The following is a 25,671-nucleotide window of genomic DNA, read 5'->3' as shown; positions in this document are numbered from 1 at the left end:
GCAGATGAAGCAGGCTGTGCCCGGTGGTCTTTACCTTCGCTTGGTGCTGACCACTTTTTTCTGGGGCGGTACTTTTATTGCGGGACGTTTCCTGGCCCAGAGCATGCCGCACTTTCTGGCGGCGACCCTGCGTTTCTGTTTTGCCCTGCTCGGCCTGCTGCTGTATGCACTTGGCACCGGTCAGCGCCTGTACTGGCCGGATCGGCGCCAGTGGGGTGTCGCGCTGGCGCTGGGTGCGAGTGGCATCTTTGCTTACAACGCCGGTTTCTTTGCCGGGCTCGCCCAGGTAGCAGCCAGCCGCGCGGCCTTGCTGGTGGCCGCCAGCCCAGTGATAACCCTGTGCACGGTGCAATGGCTCAATCGCGCTGCTTGGTCAGCTCGGCAGATCAGCGGGGTGTTGCTGTCCTTCTGTGGGGCGGTGCTGGTGGTGTCGCACGGTGATCTGGCGGGCTTGCTGCATGGTGCGGTGGGGCAGGGCGAGCTGTTCATCTTCGGGGCGGTGGTGGCCTGGGTGGTCTACACCCTTGTGATGCGTTACTACGCGCGCGGCTTCGAGGCTTTGTCGATGACTTTCTTTGCCATCCTGTGCGGCACCCTGCTGCTGGCCGTGCCAGCCAGTGGGGAGCTGGTGGCGACGGGTTGGCCCGCATTGGGCTGGCAGGCCTGGCTGGCGCTGGCTTACATGGGGCTGCTGGGGACTTCACTGGCCTTCGTGTGGTATTCGCAAGCCGTGGCCGTGATCGGCGCAGCGCGCGCTACGCAGTTCACCAATCTGGTGCCGGTGTTCGGCGTGCTGTTGTCGGTGATGCTGTTGGGCGAAAGCCTGGTCTGGTCCAGCCTGGGAGGTGGCCTGCTGGTAGTGGCCGGGGTGATGTGGGTGAACCGGGCCGCGCACACCTGATCAGGCTGCGCTGGCTTTGGGAGGCACTAGCGTGTCCTCCTGTGCGGGTGCCTTGAGTGGGATGCAGATACGGAAACAACTGCCTTGTCCAGGGCTGCTGTCCACCGTGATTTCGCCACCGAGAATGCCGGTGACGATGTTATGCACGATGTTCAGGCCCAGCCCGGTGCCGTCGCGACCAAGCTTGGTGGTGAAGAAGGGATCGAAAATGCGCCGCAGGTTGTTGGCGTGAATCCCGATGCCATCATCCTGACAGGTGAAGATGACCCCCCCGGCGCCATCGAGTTCGGCGCGCAGCCGTACCGTGCCACGCTCCTGGCCTTCGAAGGCGTGCAGGATGGTGTTGTTGAGCAGGTTGGCGATGACCTGGCCGAGCGGGCCCGGATAGCTGTCGAGGCTGATGCCGGCCGGGATCTCGGTTTCGATGCTGTGGCTGGTCTTGCGGAATACCGGTTGCATGGTGACGACGATTTCACTGACGACCTCCGCCAGTTCGAAGCGGCGACGCTGTGAGCTGGTCTGATCTACGGCTACCTGCTTGAAGCTGCTGATCAGCTCGGCAGCACGCTGCAGGTTGCGCAACAGGATGTCGGCTGCGGATTCGGACTCGGCGACGTAGTTCTCCAGCGTGGAGCGGCGCAGGCCGGCCTCCATCTGTTCGCGGAAACTCTGGTTCACGTCGTGCAACGTGCTGGCCACCATCAGGCTGTTGCCGATGGGGGTGTTGAGTTCGTGGGCGATTCCGGCTACCAACGAGCCCAGCGCGGCAAGCTTCTCGGAGCGCACGAGTTCGTCCAGGGTGCGTTTGAGGCGTTCAAGGGTTTTTTCCAGTTCGGCATTGGTAGTGGCCAGGTCATGGGTGCGCTCGGTGACGCGCTTCTCAAGCGATTGATTGAGCTCTTCCACCTGACGCTGTGCTTCGAGCAGGGAGGTGACGTCCACGGTGGCCACCAGCAGGCAGGGCTCTTCATCCATGCTGATCTGGCGTACATAGATCTGGCAGTCGCGGATCTCTCCGTCGCAGGTGCGCAGGCGCATGTCCGCACCCGATACTTCGCCTGCCTCGTTCAGCAACTGCAATACCCATTCACGCTCGCGCTGATCGGTATAGATCGGGGTGGCCAGAACAGGTTGACCGACGACCTCATTGCGCGGGTAGCCGAAGTTCTGAAGGAAGCTCGGATTCACGTCGAGGCAGACGCTGTCGCTGCGGCGCAGGACCCCGATCGGGATCGGCGAGTACTGGAAGATCGATGAGAATTTCTGCTCACTGTGACGCAGCGCTTCAAGCGTCAGCAGGCGCTGGAACTCGGTGCTGGCGCGTGCCGCGCCGAGTGCGGCGAGGGATTGGGCTGCTTCGGTGGCAACCAGAGGGGAGTCGAAAAGCAGGGCCAGATGGCCGCTGACCTGCTGCTGGCTGTCCACTACGGGCTCGAGAATCAGGGCCTGGGTGAGGCTGCAGCCCCAGCTCACGGCGTCGCGTGATATCGCTTCATAGGCCCCCGTATTTAGGAGCAGGGCGCCGGTGCGCTCGGCATAGGCGGCCAGCGTGGTGCGGCCTGGGTGATGACCGCCTATCAGCGACCAGCCGGGTGCGCAGAGGCTGGCACTGATCTCCACGCCGTCGCGGGTATGGGTAGCCAAATAGGCGGCCTGGGCACCGCAGCCGCGTGCGATCACGCCAAGCAGTTGCTCGAGAAACATGCTCGGACTCAGTTCGCCACCAAGGCGGGCAATGGCCCGCAGCGCATCAGTGGTGTGACGGCGCTCGGTGACGTCGGTCATCAGGGCAACCCACTGGATGATCTGTTCGTTGTCGTCGCGCAGCGGCTGCAATTCCAGGGATACCCAGAAGCTCTGCCCGTCCTGCCCGCGGCAGGGCATCTCCAGTTCGGTCAGGTGGCGCCCGTTGTTCATTGCCGCTTCGATGGCCGAGGCCCGCGAAGTTTCGCCTGTCAGCTCCTGGGCCTGCAGCACGTCGACCAGCGCCTGTCCGCGTACCTCGCTAGCGTGGCCGGAGCAGCGTTCGGCGAAGGCATGGTTGATCCATTCGATGCGTCCGCTGGCGTCGGTGAGGGCCACAAGGTTGCTGGTCAGGCGTACCACAGTGGCGAGTCGGCGGATTTCGTCGTCCGAGCGTTGACGCTCGGTGATGTCTTCAACCATTGCGACGATGCGCTGACCGGTGCCGGCGCTGTCGCGGATCAGGCTGTTGTACCACTGGCAGGTTACGCCGGCTGCATCCGAACGCTTGCAGGCGAGTTTGATGTGTGGGCTGGCCACGCTGCGTTCGAGCAGCTGGTTAACGCTCAGATTATCGCGTGCGTCCTTGCTGTTGGCCACCAGCATGCCGGCATGGCGTCCGAGCACCTCCTCCCGGCGCCAACCGAAGATGCGAACGGCAGCTTCGTTCCAGTCCAGGATGTGCCAGCCAAGATCGAACTCGATTACTGCCAATGGACTCTGTTCGACCAGGGTGCGCAGACGCTGTTCGCGATCACGCAGGGCCGCCTCGACCCGCATGCGTTCGCGTAGGTCGACCTCCAGCGCCCGGTTCTTCTGCTCCAGTGTGTGGAACAAGCCCTGCAGTGCCTGGCGAGTGACCTCAAGCTGGGCTTCTACATCGCCGATTTCGTCGCGGCGTGAGGGAATGATCGGCTTGTCGAGTTCGCCCCGCGCCAGCGATACCGCTTCCTCACCGAGCCTCAGCAGCGGGCGGCCGACACGGCGTTGCAGCACGACCAGGATCAGTATGACGCTGATGATCACCTGCAGCGCCAGCAGGCTGCCAAAACCGAGGATCTGGTTGAGCAGGGCGCTGCGCAGAGGCGCTTCGGAGAGTTCGATGCGCACCCGGCCGATAGTTTCACCACGGTGCATGACCTGACGCTCGAGAACGTGCACCACGCCCTCGCGGCGCTCCGGAAATTCGCGGAATACGAAGCGGCCGAGGTGGGGGTCGAGAATCTCGACGGTGACTAGCGCTGACTCCTTCATCACGGCTTCGACCAGCGCTGCAGCGGACTCGCTGTCGAGCGCCCACAGGCTTTCGCGCACACCCAGTGCAATGACGTCGGCATCGTGTTGCAAAGTCAGGGCTACCTCGCTGCGAAGCTTGTCGGCGTATGAGACGCGGGCCAGGTAGAAACCGACCACCAGTGCAGGAAGCAGCATGCCCAGCAGGACGGCCGTGACGACAGCGCGGCGGACGGTCATGTTCAAACCGGAACCCTCCGGCGGTCGGACGCAGCGGGCTCAGTCCGCTGCGTCATTGCGGGCTCCGTGATTGCGTAGCCATTCGACCAGATGCTGAGGCTCCATCGGGCGGGCATACAGGTAGCCCTGAGCATCGTCACAACCCAGTTCGCGCAGGATGTTGGCCTGCTCGGCTGTTTCGACGCCTTCGGCAAGCACTGAGAGATCCAGCTTGTGTCCGAGCTGGATGACCAGTTCGGGAATTCGCCGCGAACGCTCGTTGCTACCGATCTCGCCGACGAAGGTGCGATCAATCTTGAGCCGGTCCACCTGCAGCCGTTGCAGATAGGAGAGCGAGGAGAAGCCCGTGCCGAAGTCGTCCACTGCGATCTTCACCCCCAGGGCCTTGATGCTCTCCAGCGTACGGGCGAGAAAATCAGCTTCCTCCATGGCCATCGACTCGGTGATCTCGAGTTCAATCAACTGCGGACTGGCTCCGCTGTCATGCAGCGCCGACTGCAGGGTGGCAAGGAAGCGCGGGTGGCGGAGCTGGCTGACTGAAACGTTGATGGCCATCGACAACTGCGGGTAGCCGTGGCGCGCGAGCTCCGCTTGCTGGAAGCAGGACATGCGCAGGACCCATTCTCCAATGCCGACGATCATGCCTGAGTGCTCGGCAATCGGGATGAAGCGGGCGGGTTCGATCAGGCGACCATCCTCTGCACGCCAGCGCAGCAGCGCCTCGATGCCGCAGACCTGACCACTGTGCAGCGAAATCTGTGGTTGATAGCACAAGAACAGGCGCTGGCGCTCGATCGCTACGCGCAGGGCCTGCATCAGCTTGGAGCGTTCTCGGATTTCCAGCGCCATGTCGCGCGTGAAGAATACATATTCGCCGCGTGCCTGTACCTTGGCGCGACGCAGGGCGAGGTAGGCGCTCTTGAGCGCTTCTGCGCCATTGCCGTCGATATCGGCCAGATGTGCGATACCCATCGTGGCGGAAATCATCAGTTCCTGCTGCTGGATCAGGAAGGCCTCGCGGAACAACCCCTGCAGGTTGGCCGGCAGCAATTGCTCGATCTGGCCAAGAATGGCGAAGGTGTCGGCCGACAGACGGGCCAGTACGCACTGAGAACCAAGGGCGCCATGCAGGCGCTCGGCGACAGCCTTGAGCAACTCGTCGCCATACTGGTGACCGAGAGCATCGTTGCTTTCGGCGAAACCGTCGAGATCAAGCAGTGCCAGGGTGTAGCGGCCGCGCTCGCCGCCAAGCAGGCGTTCGTCGAGTTTGTTGATGAGGCTGCGGCGGTTGGGCAGGCCGGTCAGCGAATCGAAATAGGCGTAGTCGTGCAACTGAGAGAACAGCAGGGTGTTTTCCAGCCCGATCGAGATATTGGCGCAGAACACCTCGAGGAGCTGACGGCAACTGTCATCCACGGCCAGTGGTGCGTCCAGATAGGCCGCCATGTTGCGCTGGGTGCGGCTGCCGAAGAAGAGGGTGGTGCAGTCTTCGGCGAAAATGTGATGGCCTGCGTCGAGGCAGCGATCCAGGGCGCGGTGTACGCGCTCGTCCCCGATTTCGTCGAGTGGCAGATTGATCAGCGAGGCATAGCGCCCGGCTGCTGCGATCACTACGGTACTGTCCTCACCGCTTTCGAGTTCGGGTGGGCGCTGCACGCAGATCAGGCCTTCGGGCTGTACGCCGAGCAGGGCTGACATTTGGGTAATCACACCGGCGGCAAAGTTGCGGATGCCGGACAAGGCCAGCAATTCGCCGCTTGCACGCACGATCATGTCCAGCCCACGCCGATTGGCATTGATGGTGCGGATCTGGCGATACGAGCGAACAGCCGAGGTGAGGGCGGTAAACAGCTTGTTGCGGGTGAGTTCAGACTTGGTTTTGTAATCGTTGATGTCATAGTCGCGGATCGCATCCATCTCTGGTGCGTAGCCGGGCTGACCGGTGCGCAGGATGATGCGGGTCTCGCCCATGCCGAATTCATCGCGGATGGTGCGTACGAGCTTCAGGCCGGAGTCTTCCTCCTCCATCACCACGTCGAGCAGGATCACCGCGATGTCGCGGTCGCGCGCCAGCAGGTCACGCGCCTGGGCGGCGGAATCAGCGTGCAGAAAGGTCAGTGGGCAGCCGAGGATATCGGTGCCGCGCAGTGCAAACGTGGTGGTGGTGTGCACATCCGGATCGTCGTCAACGATCAGGATGCGCCAGGGGGTATTGTTGGCAGGGATTCTCGGGGCAGCCCGCTCCGGCCCGGGGTCTCCGGCAAATACCAGCTCGTCGTCAGCAGCCTTGTCTACCACGATCGTCTCCCGTAGCTTGCTTGTAGCGCGCGGAAGACCAGACTTCCGGGGCTATCAATGCTTATCGGCCCACGCTAGGCCGGACTTGAAGCCTCAGGCAGGGTCTGAGCTGCTTTCTACCACTGAGCACGTGGTGCAGGACTGGCTGCGCGCCGTCCTGGTATGCATCTGCCCGCAAGGGCAGAAGTCGCTAGAATGCTTCAGGCAGGCGCGGACTGAGTCGGGGCAGGGCGTTGCGCCGGGGGGTGCTCAAGCGGGCCCTTGATGCCACAGGCAGCCAAGCTCAGGCTCAGGAAGGCGAGAAGAATCATCGGGCGCATGGTATCCGGACACAGACAGGGAGATGGGCGCCCATCTTAACAAGGAGTGCAGCAGTATGGACGAAGCGGAATTCCTGGCATTGGCCGAGGCGGTGCTGGCAAGGCTGGAGGCCAGCATTGAGCAGGCCGCCGAGGCGGCGGGTGTGGATATCGATCTGGAGCCTCAGGAAGGCGGCATTCTCAAGCTGGAGTTCGACAACCGTAGCCAGATCATCATCAATCGCCATGCCGCGGCGCGTGAGATCTGGGTGGCCGCACGCTCCGGTGGTTTTCATTTCCGTAGTGAGGGCGAACAGTGGGTTGGAACGCGTGATGGTGCCGAGCTGTACGCCATGCTCTCCCGCCTGATCAGCGAACAGGCGGGAGAGCAGATTCAGCTCCTGTCGTGACTTACTCCGGGGCAGCTGCCGGGGCCGACGCCTCAGGTGTCGCTGCCTGCGGCAAATGTTCAGCGTAGATGTAGTCCGGTCCTTCGCGCTCGAAGCTCGGCTTGACCTCGACGAGGCCCTCCGGCGCCGCGAGATACTGCTCAGGCTTGTCCTTGAGAGCGCGACGCATGTAGTCGACCCAGATCGGGAGTGCCAGTGCACCACCAGTTTCACCTGAGCCAAGCTTCTTGGGCTGGTCGAAACCCACCCAGGCAATGCCGACCAGACTGGGTTGGTAGCCACAGAACCAGGCGTCGACATACTCGTTGGTCGTGCCGGTCTTGCCTGCAAGATCGCCCCGGCCCAGTGCCATCGCCTTGCCGGCTGTGCCGCGACGGACCACGTCCTTCATCATCAGGTCCGAAAGGTAAACATTGCGCGGATCCAGTACGCGTTCGGATTCGTCGCTACCCGCGCGCTGCGGTTCAACCTTCGCCAGCACCCGCCCTTCACTGTCGAGCATTTCCTTCACGATATAGGGGCGGATGCGATAACCCCCATTGGCGAAGATCGAGTAAGCAGCACCCATCTGCCAGGGGGTGACGGCGCCGGAGCCCAGAGCCAGGGTCAGGTAGGGAGGATTCTTGACCGGGTCGAAACCGAAACGACTGGTTACGTAATCCTGCCCGTAGGCCGGCGTGATCGCTTGCAGCACTCGGATGGCAACCATGTTCTTGGACTTCGCTAGGGCAGTACGCAGGCTCATCGGGCCTTCGTACTTACCATCGTAGTTGCCTGGATTCCATGCTTGGCTGCCGGTCTGCTCCGCGGAGAAACTCAAGGGTGCATCATCGAATACGCTGCCAGGCGTAAAGCCCTTGTCGATAGCCGCCGAGAAAATGAAGGGTTTGAAGCTGGAGCCAGGCTGACGCCAGGCCAGGGTGGCGTGGTTGAACTTGTTGCGATTGAAATCGAAGCCGCCCACCAGCGATTTGATGGCGCCGTCGCGTGGATCTAGTGACACGAAGGCACCTTCAACCTGTGGCGGCTGTACAACCTGCCAGCCCTTGGCGTATTTCGCCACCCGGATGACTGCCCCGGGGGACACGCGTTTTGCCTGAGCCGCATTCTCCGCCATCATGGGCGTCGGGTATTTGAGCGCATCGCCGCTGATCTCGATCTGCTCGCCGCCCCGCAGATAGGCCACCAGTTTCTGGCGCGAAGCTTCCAGCACGATGGCTGCACGCATCTCGTCCAGGTCCGGGAATGGCTCGATCAGATCTTCCAGTGTTTCCTCCGATCCTTCGGCCTTGAGTTGCGCCAGATCGACCCTGCCTTCGGCGCCCCTGTAGCCATGCCGGCGTTCGTAGTCGATCAAGCCGCGCCGTAGCCCCTCGTAGGCGGCCTGCTGGTCGAGTTTGCTGATGGTGGTGATGACCTTGATACCGCTACTGTAAACGTCATCCTTGAACTGTTCGTAGGCTAGCTGGCGAGCCATTTCGGCGACGAACTCGGCATGCAGGGCAGGTGCTGCGGCCTGAACTGCATGGCGGCCCTGAGCCAGACGCAGGGGCTCGCCACGTGCTTGCTCAAGTGCTTTTTCATCAATGAAGCCCAGTTCGCGCATGCGGCGAAGTACATAGTGCTGGCGCTCTGTCGCGCGTGATAGGTTTACTACCGGATTGTAGCGGGATGGTGCTTTGGGCAATCCAGCGAGCATTGCGAATTCGGCGTTGCTGAGCGCTTGCAGATCCTTGCCAAAATAGGTTTGTGCCGCTGCAGCAAAGCCATAGGCACGCTGGCCCAGATAGATCTGGTTGATATAGACCTCAAGAATCTGATCCTTGCTCAGACTTTGCTCTATCTTGAAAGAGAGCAGGATTTCATACAGCTTGCGACTGACTGTTTTCTCGCGGCTCAGATAAAAATTGCGTGCGACCTGCATGGTGATCGTACTACCGCCCTGCTTGCTGCTTCCGACCAGATTCAACAGGGTTGCGCGCATCAGACCGGCAATATCGACACCACCGTGTTCAAAGAAACGATCATCTTCCGCTGCTAGGATGGCGTGCTTGAGACCCTCTGGCACATCCCGTATGGCGACGAATGTACGACGTTCCTCGCCGAATTCCCCAATCAGTGCGCCATCCGAGGTATAGATGCGCAAAGGAATACGTGGCTTGTAATCAGCCAGAGCCTCAAGCGACGGCAGTTGCGGCCAGGCAAAGGCAGCTGCAACAGCAATCCCTGCGGCTGCCAGCAAAGGCAGTCCGAGCATTACAGCAAGACAAAGGATGAGCAGGCGGTTTCGCATGGTGGCCCCGATTGTTTGAAGGGCGATTATATGCGGCCCTGCCGGAGCGGGCTTGAAGCGCAGGACGGACGGAGTTGTCTTTCGCGCCAGGCTGCCTACCGTTCGGCGTCCATATGCTTTACTTGTATCGCGAGTTACTGTTAGGATTTAAAGTAATTTATTGTAAGTGCGCCCAAGTATCTGATTCTTAACGATATTTAGAGGACAGCCAGACGTTATGGATATCAAAACCTTGCTGGGAGGAAAATCGAAAGCCTTGATAGGGCTGGATATTTCCTCTTCCGCAGTCAAATTGGTGGAATTGGCCGAAGCGGGCTCGAACCAGTACAGGCTCGAGCGCTATGCGATTGAGCCGCTTCCGCGCGATGCCGTCACGGATGGCAATATTGCCAGCCTTGAAGCGGTGGCAGAGTCCATCCGGCGCGCCTGGAAACGCCTGGGCTCCTCTACTCGCCAGGTCGCGTTGGCCTTGCCGGCTGCAGCCGTGATCACCAAGAAGATTACTTTGCCCGCGGGCCTGCGTGAGTTGGAAATGGAGGTTCAGGTTGAGTCTGAGGCTAACCAGTACATTCCATTTGCGATCGAAGAAGTCAATCTTGATTACCAGGTGCTTGGTTCCGCCAATACAGGCGCGGATGAAGTCGAAGTGTTGATCGCAGCCTCTCGCAAGGAGAAGGTTGAGGATCGTGTGGCTGCTGCTGAGGCCGCAGGTCTCAAGGCTACGGTGATGGACGTCGAGTCTTTCGCTTCGCAAGCTGCTTTCGATCTGATCAAGCGTCGTCTGCCTGAGGCGGGTAGGGGTAAGGTTGTTGCCTTGGTGGATATCGGCGCGCAGATGATGAAGGTCACCATCCTGCGCGACGAGAATGTTCTGTATTCGCGTGAGCAGGCATTCGGCGGCAATCAGCTGACTCAGGATATTTCCCGCAGTTACGGCATGAGTACAGAGGAAGCTGAATCTGCCAAGCGTTCTAACAGCTTGCCGGAAAACTACGAGCACGATCTGTTGCGGCCCTTCAGTGAAAGCGTGGCGCTTGAGATCTCGCGTGCCTTGCAGTTTTTCTTCACTTCGACCCAGTTCAATCAGGTTGACCACATCATTCTTTCCGGAGGCTGTGCCGTGATTCCGGGTATTGACCAGATTGTGGCCGGGCGGACTCAGGTCACGACCGAAGTGGCCAATCCTTTTGTAGGGATGGCGCTTTCGCAGCGCGTACGCCCCAAAAATCTGGCTGCCGAGGCGCCCGCCTTGCTTGTCGCATGCGGTTTGGCTTTGCGGAGGTTTGACGCATGATTCGCATCAATCTGTTACCGCACCGTGAAGAGGCGCGCAAAGACCGTCGTCAGCAGTTTATTAGTCTCGCTGTGCTGATGGTTCTGGCGGGCGCCGCGGTATGGTTTGTCGGCAGCACCCTGATCGGCAGCCAGATCGACGCACAGAACTCCTCCAATGATTTCCTCAAGCGCGAGATTGCTTCTCTCGACAAGGAAATCGCTGAAATTGCGCGCCTAAAGGAGCAGACCCAATCGCTGCTGGCACGCAAGCAGGTAATCGAATCCCTGCAAGGAAACCGGACCGAGACGGTTACGGTATTCAACGAATTGGTCAAGCAGATGCCGGAAGGGGTATTCCTCAAGTCCGTCAAGCAGACCGGCAACGGGATCGTGTTTGTCGGCTTGTCGCAATCTAATGCCCGTGTCTCCCAGTTGATGCGCAACCTTGACGCTTCACCGATCTTTGAGCGGCCGATGCTGCAGGAGATCAAGGCTGTTAGTTACAAGGGGCGTCAGGTGGGCGAGTTCATCCTGGGGGTCAGCATCGAACGTGCGCCAATTGAGGGTGTGGATGCAGCAAAAGCGCCTGCTGCGGGGGGCAAGTCATGAAAGATATTCGCCTCGATCGCATCATCAGCGATTTCCGTCAGCTTGACCCGAACGACCCTGGTGTCTGGCCGCTGGCGCCCAAGGTTCTAGCTCTGGTACTGATTCTTGCTGCCGTGATTGCTGCTGGTTGGTGGTTTGACTGGAAGGGCAAGCTGGAGCAGCTGGAGCAGGCTCAGCAGGAAGAGGTCAAGCTCAAGGATGAGTGGCTCGGCAAGAAGCGTCAGGCGGTTAACCTTGATGAATACCGCAAGCAATTGGCCGAGATGGACCGTCAGTTTGGTGCGTTGCTCAAGCAGTTGCCGAACAAGTCTGAGATGGAAACCTTGTTGATCGACATTAACCAGGCTGGTCGCGGTCGAGGTTTGCAATTCGAATTGTGGAAGCCGGGCCAGGAGGCCATCAAAGACTTTTACGCCGAGCTGCCGATCGCTCTTGCGATTACCGGGTCATATCATGACCTTGGACAGTTCGTGAGTGATGTGGCCAAGCTGCCGCGGATCGTGACCTTGCGCGACCTTAACGTGGCGCCTGGTAAGGATGGGCAGCTGAAGATGGATGCTTTTGCCGTTACCTATCGTTATCTTGATGACGAGGAAGTGGCCAAACAGAAGCGTTCCAAGGCTGGCGAGAAGAAGAATTGAGGCCAGGGATGAAGAAAATCATGAAACCTGTCTGGCTGATTCTGTCTTTTGCTCTTTTGCTGAGTGCTTGCAGCAGCGATGAGCATCAGGATCTGCGTGCCTGGATGGCAAACGAGACTCAGGGCATGCAGGGCAAGATACAGCCTTTGCCCAAACTGACTCAGTTCCCAGTAGTGGAATACGAGGTGGTGGGTCAGGTTGACCCCTTTCAGGCGAGTCGTTTGGAGCCCGAGAAGCGGGGCGGGAAGGCTAGTCCGCGCAACGACACGCGCCGCCGCGAACCGCTGGAATCCTATCCTCTCGAGACGCTCAATATGGTCGGCATGATGTTGATGAATGGTAAGCCGGTTGCGCTGGTGAAGGCGGACAAGACCATTCATCAGGTTCGTGCGGGTAATTATCTGGGCCAGAACTTTGGAGTGGTGACCAAAATCACCGAAAACGACCTCACGTTGAAAGAGCTGATCGAGGACGCCAACGGCGACTGGATCGAGCGTTTCAGCACCATGCAGCTGCAAGAGCAGGAGACGAAGAAATGAAAACCGTAACGCGTCTGATTGCGCCGGTATTGTGTGTGCTCGTTGGCATCGTTGCGAGTGGCACTGCCAGCGCGCAGGGCTCGCCGGCCGCCGCTGCTGCCGAAGCCAAAAACAGTATTGAGTCTATTCAAGCAGTCCAGTCTGCCACGGGCATCACTCTCAAGGTGACCCTCAAGCAGCCACTGGAAGGTCAGCTTGGCAGTTTCAGTGTGTCGAATCCTGCACGCGTAGCAATCGATCTGCCCTCGACTTCGAATGGTACGGGCAAGACCGCCCAGACTATCGGTGAGGGAGATGTTCGCAGCGTGAATATCGTTCAGGTCGCCGATCGCACCCGTTTGGTTATCAACTTGCTGCGCCCTCTGGCTTACGACACGAAAATCGAGGGCCGCGAGTTGCTGATCAATCTGGCTGTGGCCACGGCCAAATCGCCGGAGGCAACGACAACCGCTCGTTTTGCTGAGCAAAAGGGTGGTCCCGACACGCATTCGATTCGAGACATTAATTTCCGCCGCGGCAAGGATGGCGAAGGTCGTGTTGTCATTGATCTGTCAGACGCTAATACCGGGATTGATATTCGTCAGTCCGGCACTAAGCTGATTGTTGATTTTCTCAAGACTTCGGCGCCAGATCGTTTGCGCAAGAGCCTTGACGTGACTGATTTCGGCACGCCGATCACCAATGTCACGACGATCCAGCAGGGCGGAGCGGTGCGCATGACCATCACCCCGACTGGTATGTGGGAGCACAACGCTTACCAGACTGATAACCAGTTCGTGCTGGAGGTGAAGCCCAGTCAGGAGGATCCGCGCAAACTGGTACAGGGCAGTTCCCGTGCCGTGAAATATGCGGGTGAGAAGCTCTCTCTGAATTTCCAGAATATCGATGTGCGTTCGGTGCTGCAGGTTATCTCTGACTTCACCAATTTCAACATCATTACCAGTGACTCAGTGACTGGTTCCCTGACCCTGCGTTTGAAGGACGTGCCTTGGGATCAGGCGCTGGAAATCATCCTTCAGGCCAAGGGTTTGGACCTGCGCAAGAACGGCAATGTGATCTGGATTGCGCCACGTGAAGAGCTTGCTGCGCGCGAGAAACTTGAGCTCGAATCCAAGATGCAGATTAACGATCTTGAGCCGCTGCGCACCGAGACCTTCCAGATCAATTACCACAGCGCTAAGGCCATTTTTGATGGAATCCTGAAGGACAAGGAAAAGACCATCCTGTCCAAGCGTGGCGCCGTGATCATGGATGAGCGCAGCAACAAGCTGATCGTGACAGATACGGCTCAGCGTCTGGATGATGTGCGTCGGATGCTGGGTGACATTGATCTGCCAGCACGCCAGGTGCTGATTGAAGCCCAGATCATCGAAGCTGAGGATGGTTTTAGCCGCAATTTGGGCGCGCGCTTTGGTGTGCATAACACCGGCGGTACTGCAGGTGGTGGCCGCTATGCACTGGGTGGCAACGTCGCTGATACGGGGTATCACACTGGACAGGTGGCTGATACGCCGAACTTCCTGACCGATGCCTTGAGTTTCAATAATCCGGCATCTTCAATTGCTGGCAAGTCAGCCGGTCAGTTCGCCCTGACTCTTTGGAACAGCGCCGCTACCCGATTCCTGAACCTTGAAATTTCGGCACTGGAGGCTGATGGCCGTGGTCGTGTGGTGTCTCGTCCGCGAGTCATGACGGCCGATCAAATCGAAGCCTTGATCGAACAGGGTGTGGAAATTCCGTACCAAAATGCCACCAGTTCCGGTGCTACCTCGGTGCAATTCCGTAAGGCCAACCTGTCATTAAAGGTTAAGCCGCAGATCACGCCTGATGGGCGCGTGGCGATGTCGCTGGATATCAACAAGGACACCCCGAACACCTCTATCGCTACGGGTGCTGGCGTGGCGATCGATACCAAGCACGTCAAGACCGAGGTACTGGTTGAGAACGGCGGCACTGTGGTAATCGGCGGTATCTTCCAGCAGACCACCAGCGGTGTAGTGACCAAGGTGCCGCTGTTGGGCGATATCCCTGTGCTGGGTTATCTGTTCCGCAATGACGAAAAGAGCGACAAGAAGGTCGAGTTGATGGTTTTCATCACGCCGAAGGTTCTGACCGATCAAGTCGTTTCGCGCTGAGTCTTTAGGCTTCGCACAAACCCGCCGCACCTGATGGTCCGGCGGGTTTTTTCTTGCCGGTAGCAATCGCGGCGCTGTTAAAATCGGCGCGTGAATACCACTCAAGCCAACATTTATCTGGTCGGACTGATGGGCTCGGGCAAGACCACCATCGGGCGCCAGTTGGCGCGTCGCATGGGGCGTGCCTTCTATGATTCCGACCATGAAATCGTCCACCGCACTGGCGTAAGGATCCCGATCATTTTCGAACTCGAGGGTGAGGCGGGTTTTCGTCGCCGTGAGACGCAGGTGATTGCCGAGTTGGCGCAAGAAGGTGGCGTGGTGGTGGCCACTGGCGGTGGTGCTGTGCTTGACCCGGTCAACCGCAGTTGCATGAAGGAGTCTGGCTGGGTGATCTATCTGGATGTGCCGACCCATATCCTGCTTGAGCGTACCCGCCACGACACCAATCGTCCGCTGCTGCAGGTTGCGGATCCGGCGGCCAAACTGAATGCCTTGCGTACTGAACGTGATCCGCTGTACCGGGAAATCGCCGGCTTGGTGATTGATGGCTCGCGCCTGAACTCACAGACTGCGGTGAGCAAGATCCTTGCTGAATGGGAAAAACGATGCGAACTGTCAACGTAGCGCTGGCTGAGCGTAGCTATCCGATCCGGATCGGACGTGGCCTGCTGGCCTCGGCTGATCTGCTTGTGCCTTATCTGAAGACTTCGCGTGCGGCCATTGTGACCAACGAAGTGGTTGCGCCTCTGCATCTGGCCACTCTGCGCAACAGCCTGAAGGCCGCCGGCGTAAGCCTGACCGAAATCGTGCTGCCGGATGGCGAGGCGCACAAGGACTGGCCGACCCTGAACTTGATCTTTGATGGTCTGTTGGGCGCGCGCTGTGAGCGCTCGACCACCCTGATCGCCCTCGGCGGCGGCGTGATTGGTGACATGACCGGCTTTGCGGCTGCAACCTACCAGCGTGGGGTGCCTTTCATCCAGATTCCGACCACCCTGTTGTCCTTGGTCGACTCTTCGGTGGGGGGCAAGACGGCCATCAACCATCCGCTAGGCAAGAACATGATCGGCGCCTTCTACCAGCCGAAACTGGTACTGGCAGATATCGACACCCTGCAGACTCTGCCTGAACAGGAGCTCAAAGCTGGCCTGGCCGAGGTCGTTAAGTACGGTTTCATTCGCGACCTGCCTTTCCTGGAGTGGCTGGAAGCCAATCTGGATGCCTTGCTGGCACGGGATCCGGCTGCGCTGGCCTACGCCGTCGAGCGCAGTTGCATCAACAAGGCCGAGGTTGTGGCGGCAGACGAGACCGAGCAAGGCGAGCGCGCCCTGCTGAATCTGGGCCATACCTTCGGCCACGCCATCGAAGCCGGTCTGGGCTTTGGCGTGTGGCTGCACGGTGAAGCCGTGGCGGCGGGCACCGTGATGGCGGCAGAGCTTTCTGCACGCCTGGGGATGTTGAATTCAGCTGATGTGGCGCGCGTGCGGCGCATTCTGGAACGCGCCGGTCTGCCCTCCGTGGGGCCAAAGCTCGGCGCCGAGCGCTACATCGAGCTGATGCGTCATGACAAGAAAGTTGAAGCGGGGCGTTTGCGTCTGATCCTGTTGCAGCAGGTCGGGAAAGGCGTCATTCACGACTCCGCCTCACTCGAGGATATCGCCGCAGCCATCGACAGCTGCTGCGCTTGACGATGCAGATCCCACTTGCGCCCTATGCCGTCGGCGAAACCAACAGCCGCGGACGCCAGGTGTGCGAGGCGGCACCGAGCGCGCGCAGTGAATTCCAGCGCGATCGTGATCGCATCATCCACTGCTCCGCATTTCGACGCTTGGAGTACAAGACTCAGGTCTTCGTGAATCACGAAGGCGACCTCTTCCGGACCCGCCTGACCCACAGCATCGAAGTGGCGCAGATTGGCCGTTCGCTGGCACGATCGCTGGCGCTCAACGAAGATCTGGTCGAAGCCATCGCGCTCTCACACGATCTGGGCCACACGCCTTTCGGCCATGCGGGGCAGGACGCACTCAACGATTGCATGAAGCCCCATGGCGGTTTCGAGCACAACCTGCAGTCCCTACGCATCGTTGATCAGCTTGAGGAGCGCTATGCGGAGTTCGACGGCCTCAACCTGATGTATGAGACCCGCGAAGGCATCCTCAAGCACTGCTCTCTGCCCAACGCTCACAAGCTTGGTGAGCTGGGGCAGCGCTTTATAGAGAAGCAGCAGCCTTCGCTGGAAGCGCAACTGTGCAATTTGGCCGACTCCATTGCCTACAACAACCACGACGTGGATGACGGTTTGCGCGCTGGTCTGCTGACGCTTGAGCAACTGGAGCATGTCGAGGCCTTTGCACGGCATAGTGCAGCAGTGAGGGCGCGTTATCCCGCACTGGCCGGCCGACGCCTGATCCACGAAACAGTGCGGCGCATGATCAATGCGCAAGCCGTCGACCTGATCGAACAGACTCGCGCCAATATTGATGCTAATGGCATCTCCACGCTCGACGATGTACGGAGTGCCTCCGCGCTGGTGGCTTTCTCGCCAGCGATGGGCCGTGAGTTGCAACAATTGCAGCAGTTTCTGCGCGATAACCTTTACTGGCACTATCAGGTGCTGCGCGAGATGAGCAAGGCGCGGCGGATCATTGCCGATTTGTTCGAGCTTTTCATGGCGGACACCCGTTTGCTGCCGCCGCAGTATCAGGCCATGGCTCGGGACGACAAGGCGCGCTCAATTGCCGACTATATCGCAGGCATGACTGATCGCTACGCAATGAAAGAACACCGCCGTCTCTTCTCGCTGGCCGACGGCAAATAGAACATCCATGAGCCGCCTGCCGCGCCTCTACATTCCAGGCATGCCACAGCTGGTGCTGCAGCGTGGCAATAATCGAGCCCCTGTCTTTCTCGACGAGACGGACTTCCAGCAGTATCGCCTGCACCTGCGCGAGGCTGCCCGCGAGGCTGGTGTTGCGTTGCATGCCTATGTACTGATGCCCGATCATGCTCACCTGCTGATCACCCCGCCCGACGAGGGCGCTGCGGGCAACATGATGCAGCGTCTTGGCCGGCGCTATGTACGCTGGTTTAATGATCGCCATCTGCGCAGCGGTACCTTGTGGGAGGGGCGTTATCGTTCCACCGTGATTGAACCCATGCACTGGTTGCTGGCGGCCAGCCGTTATATCGAACTGAATCCGCTACGGGCGGGACATGCGGCCAGCGCCGAGCATTACCCTTGGTCCAGCTGCCGCCATCACCTCGGTCTTGAGCCGGATCCACTCATTACCGACCATGCGCGCTACTGGGCCTTAGGCAATACGCCCTTTGAACGCCAGGCGGCCTATCGTGCCTTGCTGGAGGCCGGTACGCCGCTGGATGAGCTGGATGCTATCCGCTATACCGCCAACCGGGGCTGGATGCTGGGCGAGTTGCCGCTGGCGGGTGGGGAGCTGAGTCCCAACCGGCGTCTGAGCCCCTTGCCCAAGGGGCGTCCACGCAAGAAGCCGTTGGAGGGGTGAAAAAAAACGGCCGCTTTGCGGCGGCCGTTGCAACACAGAGCCCGTCCTGCACTCTGCCGGGGAGGAGACAAAATCAGTTCAGGCGAACCACTACATATTGCTGGTTTTCGCCGCGCTGGATCAGCAGTGGTACGTTCTTGCCTGCTGCTTCAACAGCCTTGCGCAGTTGTTCAGCGCTGGTGACCTTCTGGTTGCTCACGCCGAGGATCAGATCGCCCTGACGGATACCGGCCTTGGCCGCCGCACCCGAAACTTCCTCGACCAGCAGCCCGGCCGTCACACCACTGCGGCGTGCTTCCTGAGCATTGAGCTGGCGTACCACCAGACCCAGCTTGCCGCCCGGTGTGGCCGCATCATCGTTGTTCACCGCAACGCGCTCGCTGGCCTGTTCGCCGAGCTTCACGCTGAGGTCGCGACTGGTCTTGTCGCGCCATACCTTGAGCTTCACCGAGTCACCCGGATTGCGCTCACCAATGATGCGCGGCAGATCCGTGGAGTCTTCCACCTTTGCACCATCCACCTGCTGAATGATGTCACCCGCCTGCAGGCCGGCCTTGTCCGCCGGGCCACCGGGCTCGACCGAGTTCACCAGCGCACCGCTAGGCTTGTCGAGACCGAAAGACTGGGCCAGATCCTTGTCCATTCCCTGAATCACCACCCCGAGGCGGCCGCGCGAAACCTTACCGTGCTTCTGCAACTGCTCCTTCACCTTCAAGGCGGTATCGATCGGAATTGAGAACGAGATTCCCATGTAGCCGCCGGAGCGCGAGTAGATCTGCGAATTGATGCCGATCACTTCGCCATCCAGATTGATCAGCGGGCCGCCGGAATTGCCGGGGTTGATGGCCACGTCGGTCTGGATGAAATTGACATAGCTGTCGCCATCCAGGCGGCGTGCCTTGGCCGAGATGATGCCGGCCGTCACCGTGTTCTCCAGGCCGAAGGGCGAACCCATGGCGATCACCCACTGGCCGGGCTTGCTGGCATCGGGATTGCCGGTCTTCACCGTAGGCAGGTTTTTGCCATCGATCTTGATCAGGGCCACGTCGGTACGCTTGTCCGCACCGATCACCTTGGCCTTGAATTCGCGCTTGTCGGTGAGCTTGACCGTGACTTCACTGGCACCGTCCACCACATGGGCGTTGGTCAGAATGTAACCATCTGCGCTCAGAATAAAGCCCGAACCGACGCCTTGCTGCACGCGTGGTTGCGCTTGCTGACCCTGGCCCTGACCAGGAATGCCGAAGCGGCGGAAGAATTCGAAGAAGGGATCGTTCTCATCGATCGGAAAGCCGCCGCGGCTGGGCTTTTCGATGCTGGTAACACTGATGTTGACCACAGCCGGGCCAATGGCTTCGACCAGCCCGCTGAAGTCGGGCAGGCCGGCGCGGGCTGCGCTCACGGCGGCCGGGCTGACGGCCGGCGTGCTGGCGTGGGACGAGGGCATGCCGGACTCTTGCAGGCAGCCGGTAAACGCAACGGTGGCGACGCTGGCCACGAGACTTGCGCGGAAGAAGGAACGACGCATCGGGTCCTCCGGGAATGAGGGTTTGTGGGATGACAAGCGCTTTGTTGTAGCGCGAAGTGTCGGACTGTGCCGGTCGGGAGAGGTTCCACCGATTACATCCGCTTACAAAAAGTGGGGTGGCCTGCAGAAACTTCAAGTCCGGTCGACATCGATCAAGCAAGCTATCTAGCGGAGTGCATATAATTGGAAAATCCTATTCATGCGCTTTAGCCGGATTCCGGAGCCGGGCATTCCCATGACCCTCACAGATCTGCGTTACATCGTCGCGCTCGCGCAGGAACGCCATTTCGGGCGTGCTGCCGAGAAATGCCATGTCTCCCAGCCGACCCTGTCGGTGGCCGTCAAGAAACTTGAGGAACAGCTCGGCGTGCTGCTCTTCGAGCGCAGCGCGGTGGACGTGAAAGTTACCGAGATTGGCCGCCACATCGTCGAGCAGGCCGAGCGCGTGTTGCGCGAGGCGAGCCAGATCCGCGATCTGGCTGAAGCAGGGCGCGATGCCTTGTCCGGCCCCTTGCGCATAGGCGTGATCTACACCATCGCGCCTTACCTGCTGCCTTCGCTGATTCCGCTGCTGGCTGAGCGCGCGCCGCGCATGCCGCTGATGATCCAGGAGAACTACACCCATCGTCTCGCTGATCAGCTCAAGAAGGGGGAAATCGACGTGGCCATCCTGGCCTTGCCTTTTGCCGAGCAAGGCATCGTGACCCAGGCCGTCTATGACGAGCCCTTCCGCGTGGTGATGCCCGCAGCGCATTCCTGGGTGAAGGAAGAAGCCCTGACGACTGCCAAGCTGCAGGAAGAGCCGCTGTTATTGCTGGGGGCCGGCAACTGTTTTCGCGATCAGGTGCTGGAAGCCTGCCCGCGCTGTGCTCATGGCACGGGTCTGCAAAAGACCATGGAAGGTAGTTCGCTGGAGACCATCCGCCACATGGTGGCGACCGGACTGGGGGTGACGGTGCTGCCGAGCTCGGCAGCTGACCCGCTGGTGGATAGCCAGAAGCTGGTGGCTATCCGGCCCTTTGCCGCGCCGGAGCCGACGCGGAGGGTGGCGATTGCCTGGCGGGTGACTTACCCGCGCACCAAGGTCATCGACCTCTTGCGCGCGGCCATTCTCGACAGTGGCTTGCCCGGCGCCACGCCGGTACGCGGCTGAACGGCTGGCCCGTGGCCAGGGCTGACCCAGGCGGGTCAGCCGTTCTCACGCACAAGCGCTCAGCGCAGGCAGCGGAACTTCTGGCTCATCACGAAGCGCCCGCAGCCCATTCCGCGCAGCGACACGCAGCGCTCTTCGGGCTGGCTCATGGGTTGTTCTGCCCCGCCAGTGAAGCCCCATTCGCGACATGCGGCGCTGGCTTCATTAAGACTGCCAGTGCTGGCGCCCTTGCCATTGTCGATGCGGGTCTGATCCCAGGAGATTTCGACGAAACCGGCATCCTTGCTGCCGCCGCTACGCAGAAAGTCGCTCTGATCCAGCGTGGCACAGGCGGCCAGCAGGAGCAGGCCGAAAACCGTTGCGCCCAATACCTTCACCTTCTTGTGCATCTTCCAACCCCCGTCGTGAATATGCGGCGCAGTGCGCGGTGGGCGCACTGCAGGTCTGATCCTGGCTTCAGCGCTTGATGGCGCGGTGCCCGATGTCGCGGCGGTACTGCATGCCGTCGAACTGGATCTGGCTGGTCAGCTCGTAAGCGCGGGTCTGCGCTTCCTTCACTGAGTCGCCAAGTGCGGTCACACACAGCACGCGACCGCCACTGGAGACTACCTTGCCGTCGCGCAGGGTGGTGCCAGCATGGAACACATGGGCATCCTCCACCTTGGCATCCAGCCCTGAGATCACGTCACCCTTCTTCGGATCATCCGGGTAGCCACCGGCGGCAAGCACCACGCCCAGCGCCACACGGCGGTCCCAGTCGGCTTCGGCGGTATCGAGCTTGCCGGCAATACCGGCCTCGATCAGTTCGACCAGGTCGGTTTTCAGACGCATCATGATCGGCTGGGTTTCGGGGTCGCCGAAACGGCAGTTGAACTCCACCACGCGCGGTGCGCCGGCTTCGTCGATCATCAGGCCGGCATACAGGAAGCCGCTATAGGGCAGACCGTCGGCGGCCATGCCGGCTAGCGTCGGGTTGATGATTTCGCGCATCACGCGGGCGTGGATCTGCGGCGTCACCACCGGCGCTGGCGAGTAGGCGCCCATGCCGCCGGTATTGGGGCCTTCGTCGCCGTCTTTCAGGCGCTTGTGATCCTGGCTGGTGGCCATGGCCAGCGCGTGCTTGCCGTCGGCCATCACGATGAAGCTGGCTTCCTCGCCGGCCATGAATTCCTCGATCACCACGCGCGCACCGGCGTCGCCCATCTTGTTGCCGAGCAACATCATGTCGATGGCTTCATGCGCTTCCTGCAGTGACATGGCGACGACCACGCCCTTGCCGGCGGCGAGGCCATCGGCCTTGATGACGATCGGTGCACCTTCGCGATCCACGTAGGCGTGGGCTAGTGCGGCGTCGGAGAAGGTCTGGTACTTGGCGGTGGGGATGCCGTGACGGATCAGGAACTGCTTAGCGAAATCCTTGGAGGATTCGAGCTGGGCGCAGGCCTTGGTCGGCCCGAAGATCGGCAGACCCTCGGCGCGGAAAGCGTCCACCACACCGGCGGCCAGCGGTGCTTCGGGGCCTACCACGGTGAGGCCGATGCCTTCCTGGCGAACCAGGGCGATCCATTCCGGGATGCTGTTGGCGGCAACGTTCTCCAGACCGGGCTCGGTAGCGGTGCCGGCGTTGCCCGGCGCTACATAGACCTTCTGGATGCGCTGCGACTGGGCCAGCTTCCAGGCCAGGGCGTGCTCACGACCGCCGGAACCGATAACGAGAATTTTCATGGTGACTTTGATTTATGAAATAGAAGGACTTGAGCCCTGACGCGGCGGGAAGCTGGAACAAAATGGAGCAACGCGGTTCTGGCTAGACGCGCTGCCGCAGACAGTACATTCAGTACGGCAAGGCAGCGCAACAACGCCAGAACCATTTTGTTACGGCTTCTTAGTGGCGGAAGTGACGGAAGCCGGTGAACACCATGGCGACGTTCTGCTCGTCGGCCGCAGCAATCACTTCGGCATCACGCATCGAGCCACCCGGCTGGATCACGGCGGTGGCACCGGCTTGCGCCAGCACGTCCAGACCATCGCGGAAGGGGAAGAAGGCGTCGGATGCCACCACGCAACCCGGGATCACCAGACCGGCGTTCTCGGCCTTGATCTTGGCGATGCGGGCGGAATCGACGCGGCTCATCTGGCCGGCGCCGACGCCGACGGTCATGCCGTCCTTGCAATACACGATGGCGTTGGACTTCACGTACTTGGCCACGCGCCAGGCGAAGAGCAAGTCGCTGACTTCCTTCGGCGTTGGGGCACGCTGGGTGACGACCTTCAGGTCGGCTTCGGTCAGCACGGCGTCATCATAGGTTTGCACCAGCAGGCCGCCGGCGACGCGCTTGTAGTCGGTCTGGCTGATCTTGCCGAGCGGGCAGGTCAACACGCGCACGTTCTTCTTCACGGCCAGCAGTTCGAGCGCTTCGGCGGTGTAGGACGGGGCGATACAGACTTCCATGAACTGACCGGAGATGGCTTCGGCCGTGGCTTTGTCGACTTCGGCGTTGAAGGCGATGATGCCGCCGAAGGCCGAGGTCGGGTCGGTCGAGAAGGCCTTGCGATAGGCTTCTTCGGCGCTGGCGCCGAGCGCCACGCCACAGGGGTTAGCGTGCTTGACGATCACGCAGGCAACAGCCGAGGTATCGAAGGCCTTGACGCATTCCCAAGCCGCATCGGAGTCGGCGATGTTGTTGTAGGAGAGTTCCTTGCCCTGCAGTTGGGTGTAGCTACCGATGCCGCCGGCGGGCGAGGCCAGATCGCGGTAGAAGGCGGCGGTCTGGTGCGGGTTCTCGCCGTAGCGCAGGTCCTGCACCTTGTCGAAGGCCAGTTGCAGGCGGGTCGGATATTCAGCGCGCACCGGAGCGGCGGCTTCATTGAGCTGATCGGCATCGACGGCGGTCAGCCAGTTGGCGATCATCGAGTCGTAACGCGCGGTGTGGGTGAAGGCCTTGCGCGCCAGCTCGAAGCGGGTCTTGTGCGAAAGGGTGCAGGCGTTGGACTTCAGCTCGGCAAGAATCGCAGCGTAGTCGCTCGGCTCGGTCACGATGCCGCAACCACCGCAGGCGTTGCCGTGGTTCTTGGCTGCGGCGCGGACCATGGTCGGGCCGCCGATGTCGATGTTTTCAATGGCGTCGGCCAGGGTGCAGCCTTCCTTGGCCACCGTGGCCTGGAAAGGGTAGAGGTTCACCACCACCAGATCGATGCGCGGGATGTTGTGCGCGTCGATGGTGTCGAGGTGCTCCTTCAGATCGCGGCGGGCGAGGATGCCGCCATGCACCTTCGGATGCAGGGTCTTGACGCGGCCGTCGAGCATTTCGGGGAAGCCGGTGTAGTCACCCACGTCGGTCACGTCCAGCCCGGCATCGCGCAGGCTCTTGGCGGTGCCGCCGGTGGACAGGAGTTCGACGCCGAGGGCGGCGAGTTCGCGCGCGAACTCGACTACGCCGGTCTTGTCGGAGACGCTGAGGAGGGCTTGGGTGACTTTCATGGTGTGGGCCTGTAGAGCGTAAGAGTGGAGATTCGGACGTGGATGCGTAGCAGATTCAGAGCAGACCGTGATCGGTCAGCTTGCGGCGCAGGGTGTTGCGGGTAATGCCAAGAAGTTCGGCCGCCTGGGTCTGGTTGTTGCTGACCCGCCCCATGATCGATTCGAGCAGCGGGCGTTCCACCTGGCGGATGACCATGTCGTAAATGTCGACGGGTTTCTCACCGTCCAGATCGGCAAAGTAGCGATCGAGTGCCTGTGTCACACACAGAGCGATATCGTTTTTCTTGTTCATGCGGCCAATGCCTCAGGCTGATTGTTGTCGTCTTGCAGGCTGGGTGCCTGCTGGATGAAAAATTCGTCGATGGCGTCGAACTGCTCCTGCGGCGTTTCGAGCTGGTTCAGGTGCTGGCGGAAGACCTGCGCGCCGGCGATGCCCTTGGTATACCAGCCGATGTGCTTGCGGCCCACGCGTACGCCGCCGAGTTCGCCGTAGAAGGCATGCAGCTCAGCCAGATGGCTGCGGCAGATGGCGTGGATCTCGGCCAGCGCAGGGGCGGCGAGGGTTTCGCCGGTGGCGAGGTAGTGGGCGATCTCGCGGAAGATCCACGGCCGACCTTGCGCGGCGCGGCCGATCATTACGCCGTCGGCACCGGTGTGATCGAGCACGAGTTTCGCCTTCTGCGGCGAATCGATGTCGCCGTTGGCGATCACCGGGATGCCGGCGCGTGATTTCACCGCGGCGATGGTGTCGTACTCGGCTTCGCCCATGTAGAGATCGGCGCGGGTGCGGCCATGGATGGCGATCAGGCGGATGCCGGACTCCTCGGCGATGCGGGCGATGGTCGGCGCGTTGCGATGCTCGCGGTCCCAGCCGGTGCGGAATTTGAGCGTGACCGGCAACTCCGGCACGGCCGCCACCACGGCTTCGAGGATGCGCGCGACGAGCGCCTCGTCGCGCATCAGGGCCGAGCCGGCGGCCACATTGCAGACCTTCTTGGCCGGGCAGCCCATGTTGATGTCGATGATCTGCGCGCCGTGATCGCGGTTGTGGCGGGCGGCGGCAGCCATCATAGCCGGGTCCGAGCCTGCGATCTGCACCGAGATCGGCCCGGTTTCGCCGGCGTGGTCGGTGCGCCGGCGGGTCTTGTTACTGGCGTAGAGGAGTGCGTTGGAGGTGACCATCTCGGACACGGCCAGACCCGCACCGAGCTGCCTGCACAGCTGGCGGAAGGGGCGATCCGTCACGCCAGCCATGGGCGCGAGGAAGAGGTTGTTTTGTAACTGGAATCCAGCGAATTGCATGGCGACGGGCAGGCGCGGCGCTGCGCAGAAATGGAGCAGGGAAGGGGCGCGATTCTACCCGAAGCGC

The 25,671-nt window shown here is 60.9% G+C and carries 22 protein-coding genes; 12 read left to right on the top strand and 10 right to left on the bottom strand.

Features of this window, described 5'->3' with window-relative positions; translation table 11 throughout:
* Positions 1-4: 4 nt before the first annotated feature.
* Positions 5-901, top strand: coding sequence for a DMT family transporter (locus Q3Y64_RS18130; RefSeq protein ID WP_303564071.1), 897 nt, complete (start codon positions 5-7; stop codon positions 899-901).
* Here the strand turns inward: Q3Y64_RS18130 and Q3Y64_RS18125 are convergent, their stop codons facing one another.
* The 3 genes from Q3Y64_RS18125 to Q3Y64_RS19535 form a co-directional block, all read right to left on the bottom strand.
* A complete protein-coding gene (locus Q3Y64_RS18125; RefSeq protein WP_303564068.1) occupies positions 902-4,117 on the bottom strand; it encodes a PAS domain S-box protein in 3,216 nt (1,071 codons plus the stop codon). It lies immediately after the preceding gene.
* Between the two features lie 39 nt (positions 4,118-4,156).
* Positions 4,157-6,415: an EAL domain-containing protein gene (locus Q3Y64_RS18120; protein WP_254048174.1), complete on the bottom strand. Its 2,259-nt coding sequence runs from the start codon at positions 6,413-6,415 to the stop codon at positions 4,157-4,159.
* A 200-nt stretch (positions 6,416-6,615) separates the two neighbouring features.
* Complete coding sequence (locus Q3Y64_RS19535; protein ID WP_217423406.1) at positions 6,616-6,726, bottom strand: lipoprotein; 111 nt, start codon at positions 6,724-6,726, stop codon at positions 6,616-6,618.
* A gap of 65 nt (positions 6,727-6,791) precedes the next feature.
* Between Q3Y64_RS19535 and cyaY the strand changes: the two genes are divergently transcribed.
* Positions 6,792-7,124, top strand: a complete 333-nt coding sequence (cyaY, locus tag Q3Y64_RS18115; protein WP_303564065.1) for an iron donor protein CyaY — start codon at positions 6,792-6,794, stop codon at positions 7,122-7,124.
* Position 7,125: 1 nt separating this feature from the next.
* Here cyaY and Q3Y64_RS18110 read toward each other — a convergent pair whose 3' ends face one another.
* Positions 7,126-9,417, bottom strand: coding sequence for a penicillin-binding protein 1A (locus tag Q3Y64_RS18110; protein WP_101940680.1), 2,292 nt, complete (start codon positions 9,415-9,417; stop codon positions 7,126-7,128).
* A 217-nt stretch (positions 9,418-9,634) separates the two neighbouring features.
* Between Q3Y64_RS18110 and Q3Y64_RS18105 the strand changes: the two genes are divergently transcribed.
* From Q3Y64_RS18105 to Q3Y64_RS18065, 9 genes are all read left to right on the top strand, one after another.
* Positions 9,635-10,711 carry a pilus assembly protein PilM gene (locus Q3Y64_RS18105; protein ID WP_170022233.1) on the top strand — a complete coding sequence of 359 codons (1,077 nt, stop codon included), beginning with the start codon at positions 9,635-9,637 and terminating at the stop codon, positions 10,709-10,711.
* Entirely contained in the window at positions 10,708-11,301 is a 594-nt protein-coding gene (locus Q3Y64_RS18100) for a PilN domain-containing protein (RefSeq protein WP_101940681.1), read from the top strand. The genes Q3Y64_RS18105 and Q3Y64_RS18100 overlap by 4 nt, the downstream gene beginning before the upstream one ends.
* Positions 11,298-11,942, top strand: coding sequence for a type 4a pilus biogenesis protein PilO (locus tag Q3Y64_RS18095; RefSeq protein WP_101940682.1), 645 nt, complete (start codon positions 11,298-11,300; stop codon positions 11,940-11,942). Before Q3Y64_RS18100 ends, Q3Y64_RS18095 begins: the two co-directional genes overlap by 4 nt.
* Positions 11,943-11,950: 8 nt before the next feature.
* Complete coding sequence (locus Q3Y64_RS18090) at positions 11,951-12,481, top strand: pilus assembly protein PilP (RefSeq protein WP_254048175.1); 531 nt, start codon at positions 11,951-11,953, stop codon at positions 12,479-12,481.
* The gene (gene pilQ, locus Q3Y64_RS18085) at positions 12,478-14,616 is read left to right on the top strand and encodes a type IV pilus secretin PilQ (RefSeq protein ID WP_303564059.1); all 2,139 of its coding nucleotides are present in this window, start codon (positions 12,478-12,480) and stop codon (positions 14,614-14,616) included. The genes Q3Y64_RS18090 and pilQ overlap by 4 nt, the downstream gene beginning before the upstream one ends.
* Before the next feature lie 90 nt (positions 14,617-14,706).
* Positions 14,707-15,243, top strand: coding sequence for a shikimate kinase (locus tag Q3Y64_RS18080; protein ID WP_303564058.1), 537 nt, complete (start codon positions 14,707-14,709; stop codon positions 15,241-15,243).
* Positions 15,225-16,307, top strand: a complete 1,083-nt coding sequence (gene aroB / locus Q3Y64_RS18075) for a 3-dehydroquinate synthase (RefSeq protein WP_101940684.1) — start codon at positions 15,225-15,227, stop codon at positions 16,305-16,307. Before Q3Y64_RS18080 ends, aroB begins: the two co-directional genes overlap by 19 nt.
* A 2-nt stretch (positions 16,308-16,309) precedes the next feature.
* The gene (locus tag Q3Y64_RS18070; protein WP_303564055.1) at positions 16,310-17,437 is read left to right on the top strand and encodes a deoxyguanosinetriphosphate triphosphohydrolase; all 1,128 of its coding nucleotides are present in this window, start codon (positions 16,310-16,312) and stop codon (positions 17,435-17,437) included.
* Between the two features lie 7 nt (positions 17,438-17,444).
* Positions 17,445-18,140 carry a transposase gene (locus tag Q3Y64_RS18065; RefSeq protein WP_101940686.1) on the top strand — a complete coding sequence of 232 codons (696 nt, stop codon included), beginning with the start codon at positions 17,445-17,447 and terminating at the stop codon, positions 18,138-18,140.
* Between the two features lie 73 nt (positions 18,141-18,213).
* Here the strand turns inward: Q3Y64_RS18065 and Q3Y64_RS18060 are convergent, their stop codons facing one another.
* A complete protein-coding gene (locus Q3Y64_RS18060; protein ID WP_101940687.1) occupies positions 18,214-19,668 on the bottom strand; it encodes a DegQ family serine endoprotease in 1,455 nt (484 codons plus the stop codon).
* Positions 19,669-19,903: 235 nt separating this feature from the next.
* On the opposite strand from Q3Y64_RS18060, the gene Q3Y64_RS18055 reads away from it, so the two are divergent.
* Complete coding sequence (locus tag Q3Y64_RS18055) at positions 19,904-20,821, top strand: hydrogen peroxide-inducible genes activator (protein ID WP_303564048.1); 918 nt, start codon at positions 19,904-19,906, stop codon at positions 20,819-20,821.
* 59 nt (positions 20,822-20,880) lie between these two features.
* On the opposite strand, the gene yecR is transcribed toward Q3Y64_RS18055, so the two are convergent.
* The 5 genes from yecR to dusB all read right to left on the bottom strand — a co-directional run bounded on the left by yecR (position 20,881) and on the right by dusB (position 25,604).
* A complete protein-coding gene (yecR, locus tag Q3Y64_RS18050; protein ID WP_101940688.1) occupies positions 20,881-21,210 on the bottom strand; it encodes a YecR family lipoprotein in 330 nt (109 codons plus the stop codon).
* Between the two features lie 67 nt (positions 21,211-21,277).
* Positions 21,278-22,546 carry a phosphoribosylamine--glycine ligase gene (gene purD, locus Q3Y64_RS18045; RefSeq protein ID WP_303564047.1) on the bottom strand — a complete coding sequence of 423 codons (1,269 nt, stop codon included), beginning with the start codon at positions 22,544-22,546 and terminating at the stop codon, positions 21,278-21,280.
* Between the two features lie 160 nt (positions 22,547-22,706).
* Complete coding sequence (gene purH, locus Q3Y64_RS18040; RefSeq protein WP_101940690.1) at positions 22,707-24,302, bottom strand: bifunctional phosphoribosylaminoimidazolecarboxamide formyltransferase/IMP cyclohydrolase; 1,596 nt, start codon at positions 24,300-24,302, stop codon at positions 22,707-22,709.
* Positions 24,303-24,357: 55 nt separating this feature from the next.
* Positions 24,358-24,594 carry a helix-turn-helix domain-containing protein gene (locus Q3Y64_RS18035; protein ID WP_101940691.1) on the bottom strand — a complete coding sequence of 79 codons (237 nt, stop codon included), beginning with the start codon at positions 24,592-24,594 and terminating at the stop codon, positions 24,358-24,360.
* Positions 24,591-25,604: a tRNA dihydrouridine synthase DusB gene (gene dusB / locus Q3Y64_RS18030; protein WP_101940692.1), complete on the bottom strand. Its 1,014-nt coding sequence runs from the start codon at positions 25,602-25,604 to the stop codon at positions 24,591-24,593. The genes Q3Y64_RS18035 and dusB overlap by 4 nt, the downstream gene beginning before the upstream one ends.
* Positions 25,605-25,671: the final 67 nt, after the last annotated feature.

The sequence above is a fragment of the Uliginosibacterium sp. 31-12 genome (genome assembly GCF_030548425.1).
In the GTDB taxonomy this organism is placed as follows: Bacteria; Pseudomonadota; Gammaproteobacteria; order Burkholderiales; family Rhodocyclaceae; genus Uliginosibacterium; species Uliginosibacterium aquaticum.
This window is presented reverse-complemented; position numbering and strand designations above follow the sequence as displayed.

Bases quoted from the DNA above. Each gene is read 5' to 3' on its own strand.
- Q3Y64_RS18090 (WP_254048175.1), top strand. From the start codon at position 11,951: ATGAAGAAAATCATGAAACCTGTCTGGCTGATTCTGTCTTTTGCTCTT.
- aroB (WP_101940684.1), top strand. From the start codon at position 15,225: ATGCGAACTGTCAACGTAGCGCTGGCTGAGCGTAGCTATCCGATCCGG.
- pilQ (WP_303564059.1), top strand. From the start codon at position 12,478: ATGAAAACCGTAACGCGTCTGATTGCGCCGGTATTGTGTGTGCTCGTT.
- Q3Y64_RS18125 (WP_303564068.1), bottom strand. From the start codon at position 4,117: ATGACCGTCCGCCGCGCTGTCGTCACGGCCGTCCTGCTGGGCATGCTG.
- Q3Y64_RS18105 (WP_170022233.1), top strand. From the start codon at position 9,635: ATGGATATCAAAACCTTGCTGGGAGGAAAATCGAAAGCCTTGATAGGG.
- purD (WP_303564047.1), bottom strand. From the start codon at position 22,546: ATGAAAATTCTCGTTATCGGTTCCGGCGGTCGTGAGCACGCCCTGGCC.
- Q3Y64_RS18065 (WP_101940686.1), top strand. From the start codon at position 17,445: ATGAGCCGCCTGCCGCGCCTCTACATTCCAGGCATGCCACAGCTGGTG.
- dusB (WP_101940692.1), bottom strand. From the start codon at position 25,604: ATGCAATTCGCTGGATTCCAGTTACAAAACAACCTCTTCCTCGCGCCC.
- Q3Y64_RS18095 (WP_101940682.1), top strand. From the start codon at position 11,298: ATGAAAGATATTCGCCTCGATCGCATCATCAGCGATTTCCGTCAGCTT.
- Q3Y64_RS18130 (WP_303564071.1), top strand. From the start codon at position 5: ATGAAGCAGGCTGTGCCCGGTGGTCTTTACCTTCGCTTGGTGCTGACC.
- Q3Y64_RS18035 (WP_101940691.1), bottom strand. From the start codon at position 24,594: ATGAACAAGAAAAACGATATCGCTCTGTGTGTGACACAGGCACTCGAT.
- yecR (WP_101940688.1), bottom strand. From the start codon at position 21,210: ATGCACAAGAAGGTGAAGGTATTGGGCGCAACGGTTTTCGGCCTGCTC.
- Q3Y64_RS18100 (WP_101940681.1), top strand. From the start codon at position 10,708: ATGATTCGCATCAATCTGTTACCGCACCGTGAAGAGGCGCGCAAAGAC.
- Q3Y64_RS18060 (WP_101940687.1), bottom strand. From the start codon at position 19,668: ATGCGTCGTTCCTTCTTCCGCGCAAGTCTCGTGGCCAGCGTCGCCACC.
- purH (WP_101940690.1), bottom strand. From the start codon at position 24,302: ATGAAAGTCACCCAAGCCCTCCTCAGCGTCTCCGACAAGACCGGCGTA.
- Q3Y64_RS18055 (WP_303564048.1), top strand. From the start codon at position 19,904: ATGACCCTCACAGATCTGCGTTACATCGTCGCGCTCGCGCAGGAACGC.
- Q3Y64_RS18110 (WP_101940680.1), bottom strand. From the start codon at position 9,417: ATGCGAAACCGCCTGCTCATCCTTTGTCTTGCTGTAATGCTCGGACTG.
- cyaY (WP_303564065.1), top strand. From the start codon at position 6,792: ATGGACGAAGCGGAATTCCTGGCATTGGCCGAGGCGGTGCTGGCAAGG.
- Q3Y64_RS18070 (WP_303564055.1), top strand. From the start codon at position 16,310: ATGCAGATCCCACTTGCGCCCTATGCCGTCGGCGAAACCAACAGCCGC.
- Q3Y64_RS19535 (WP_217423406.1), bottom strand. From the start codon at position 6,726: ATGATTCTTCTCGCCTTCCTGAGCCTGAGCTTGGCTGCCTGTGGCATC.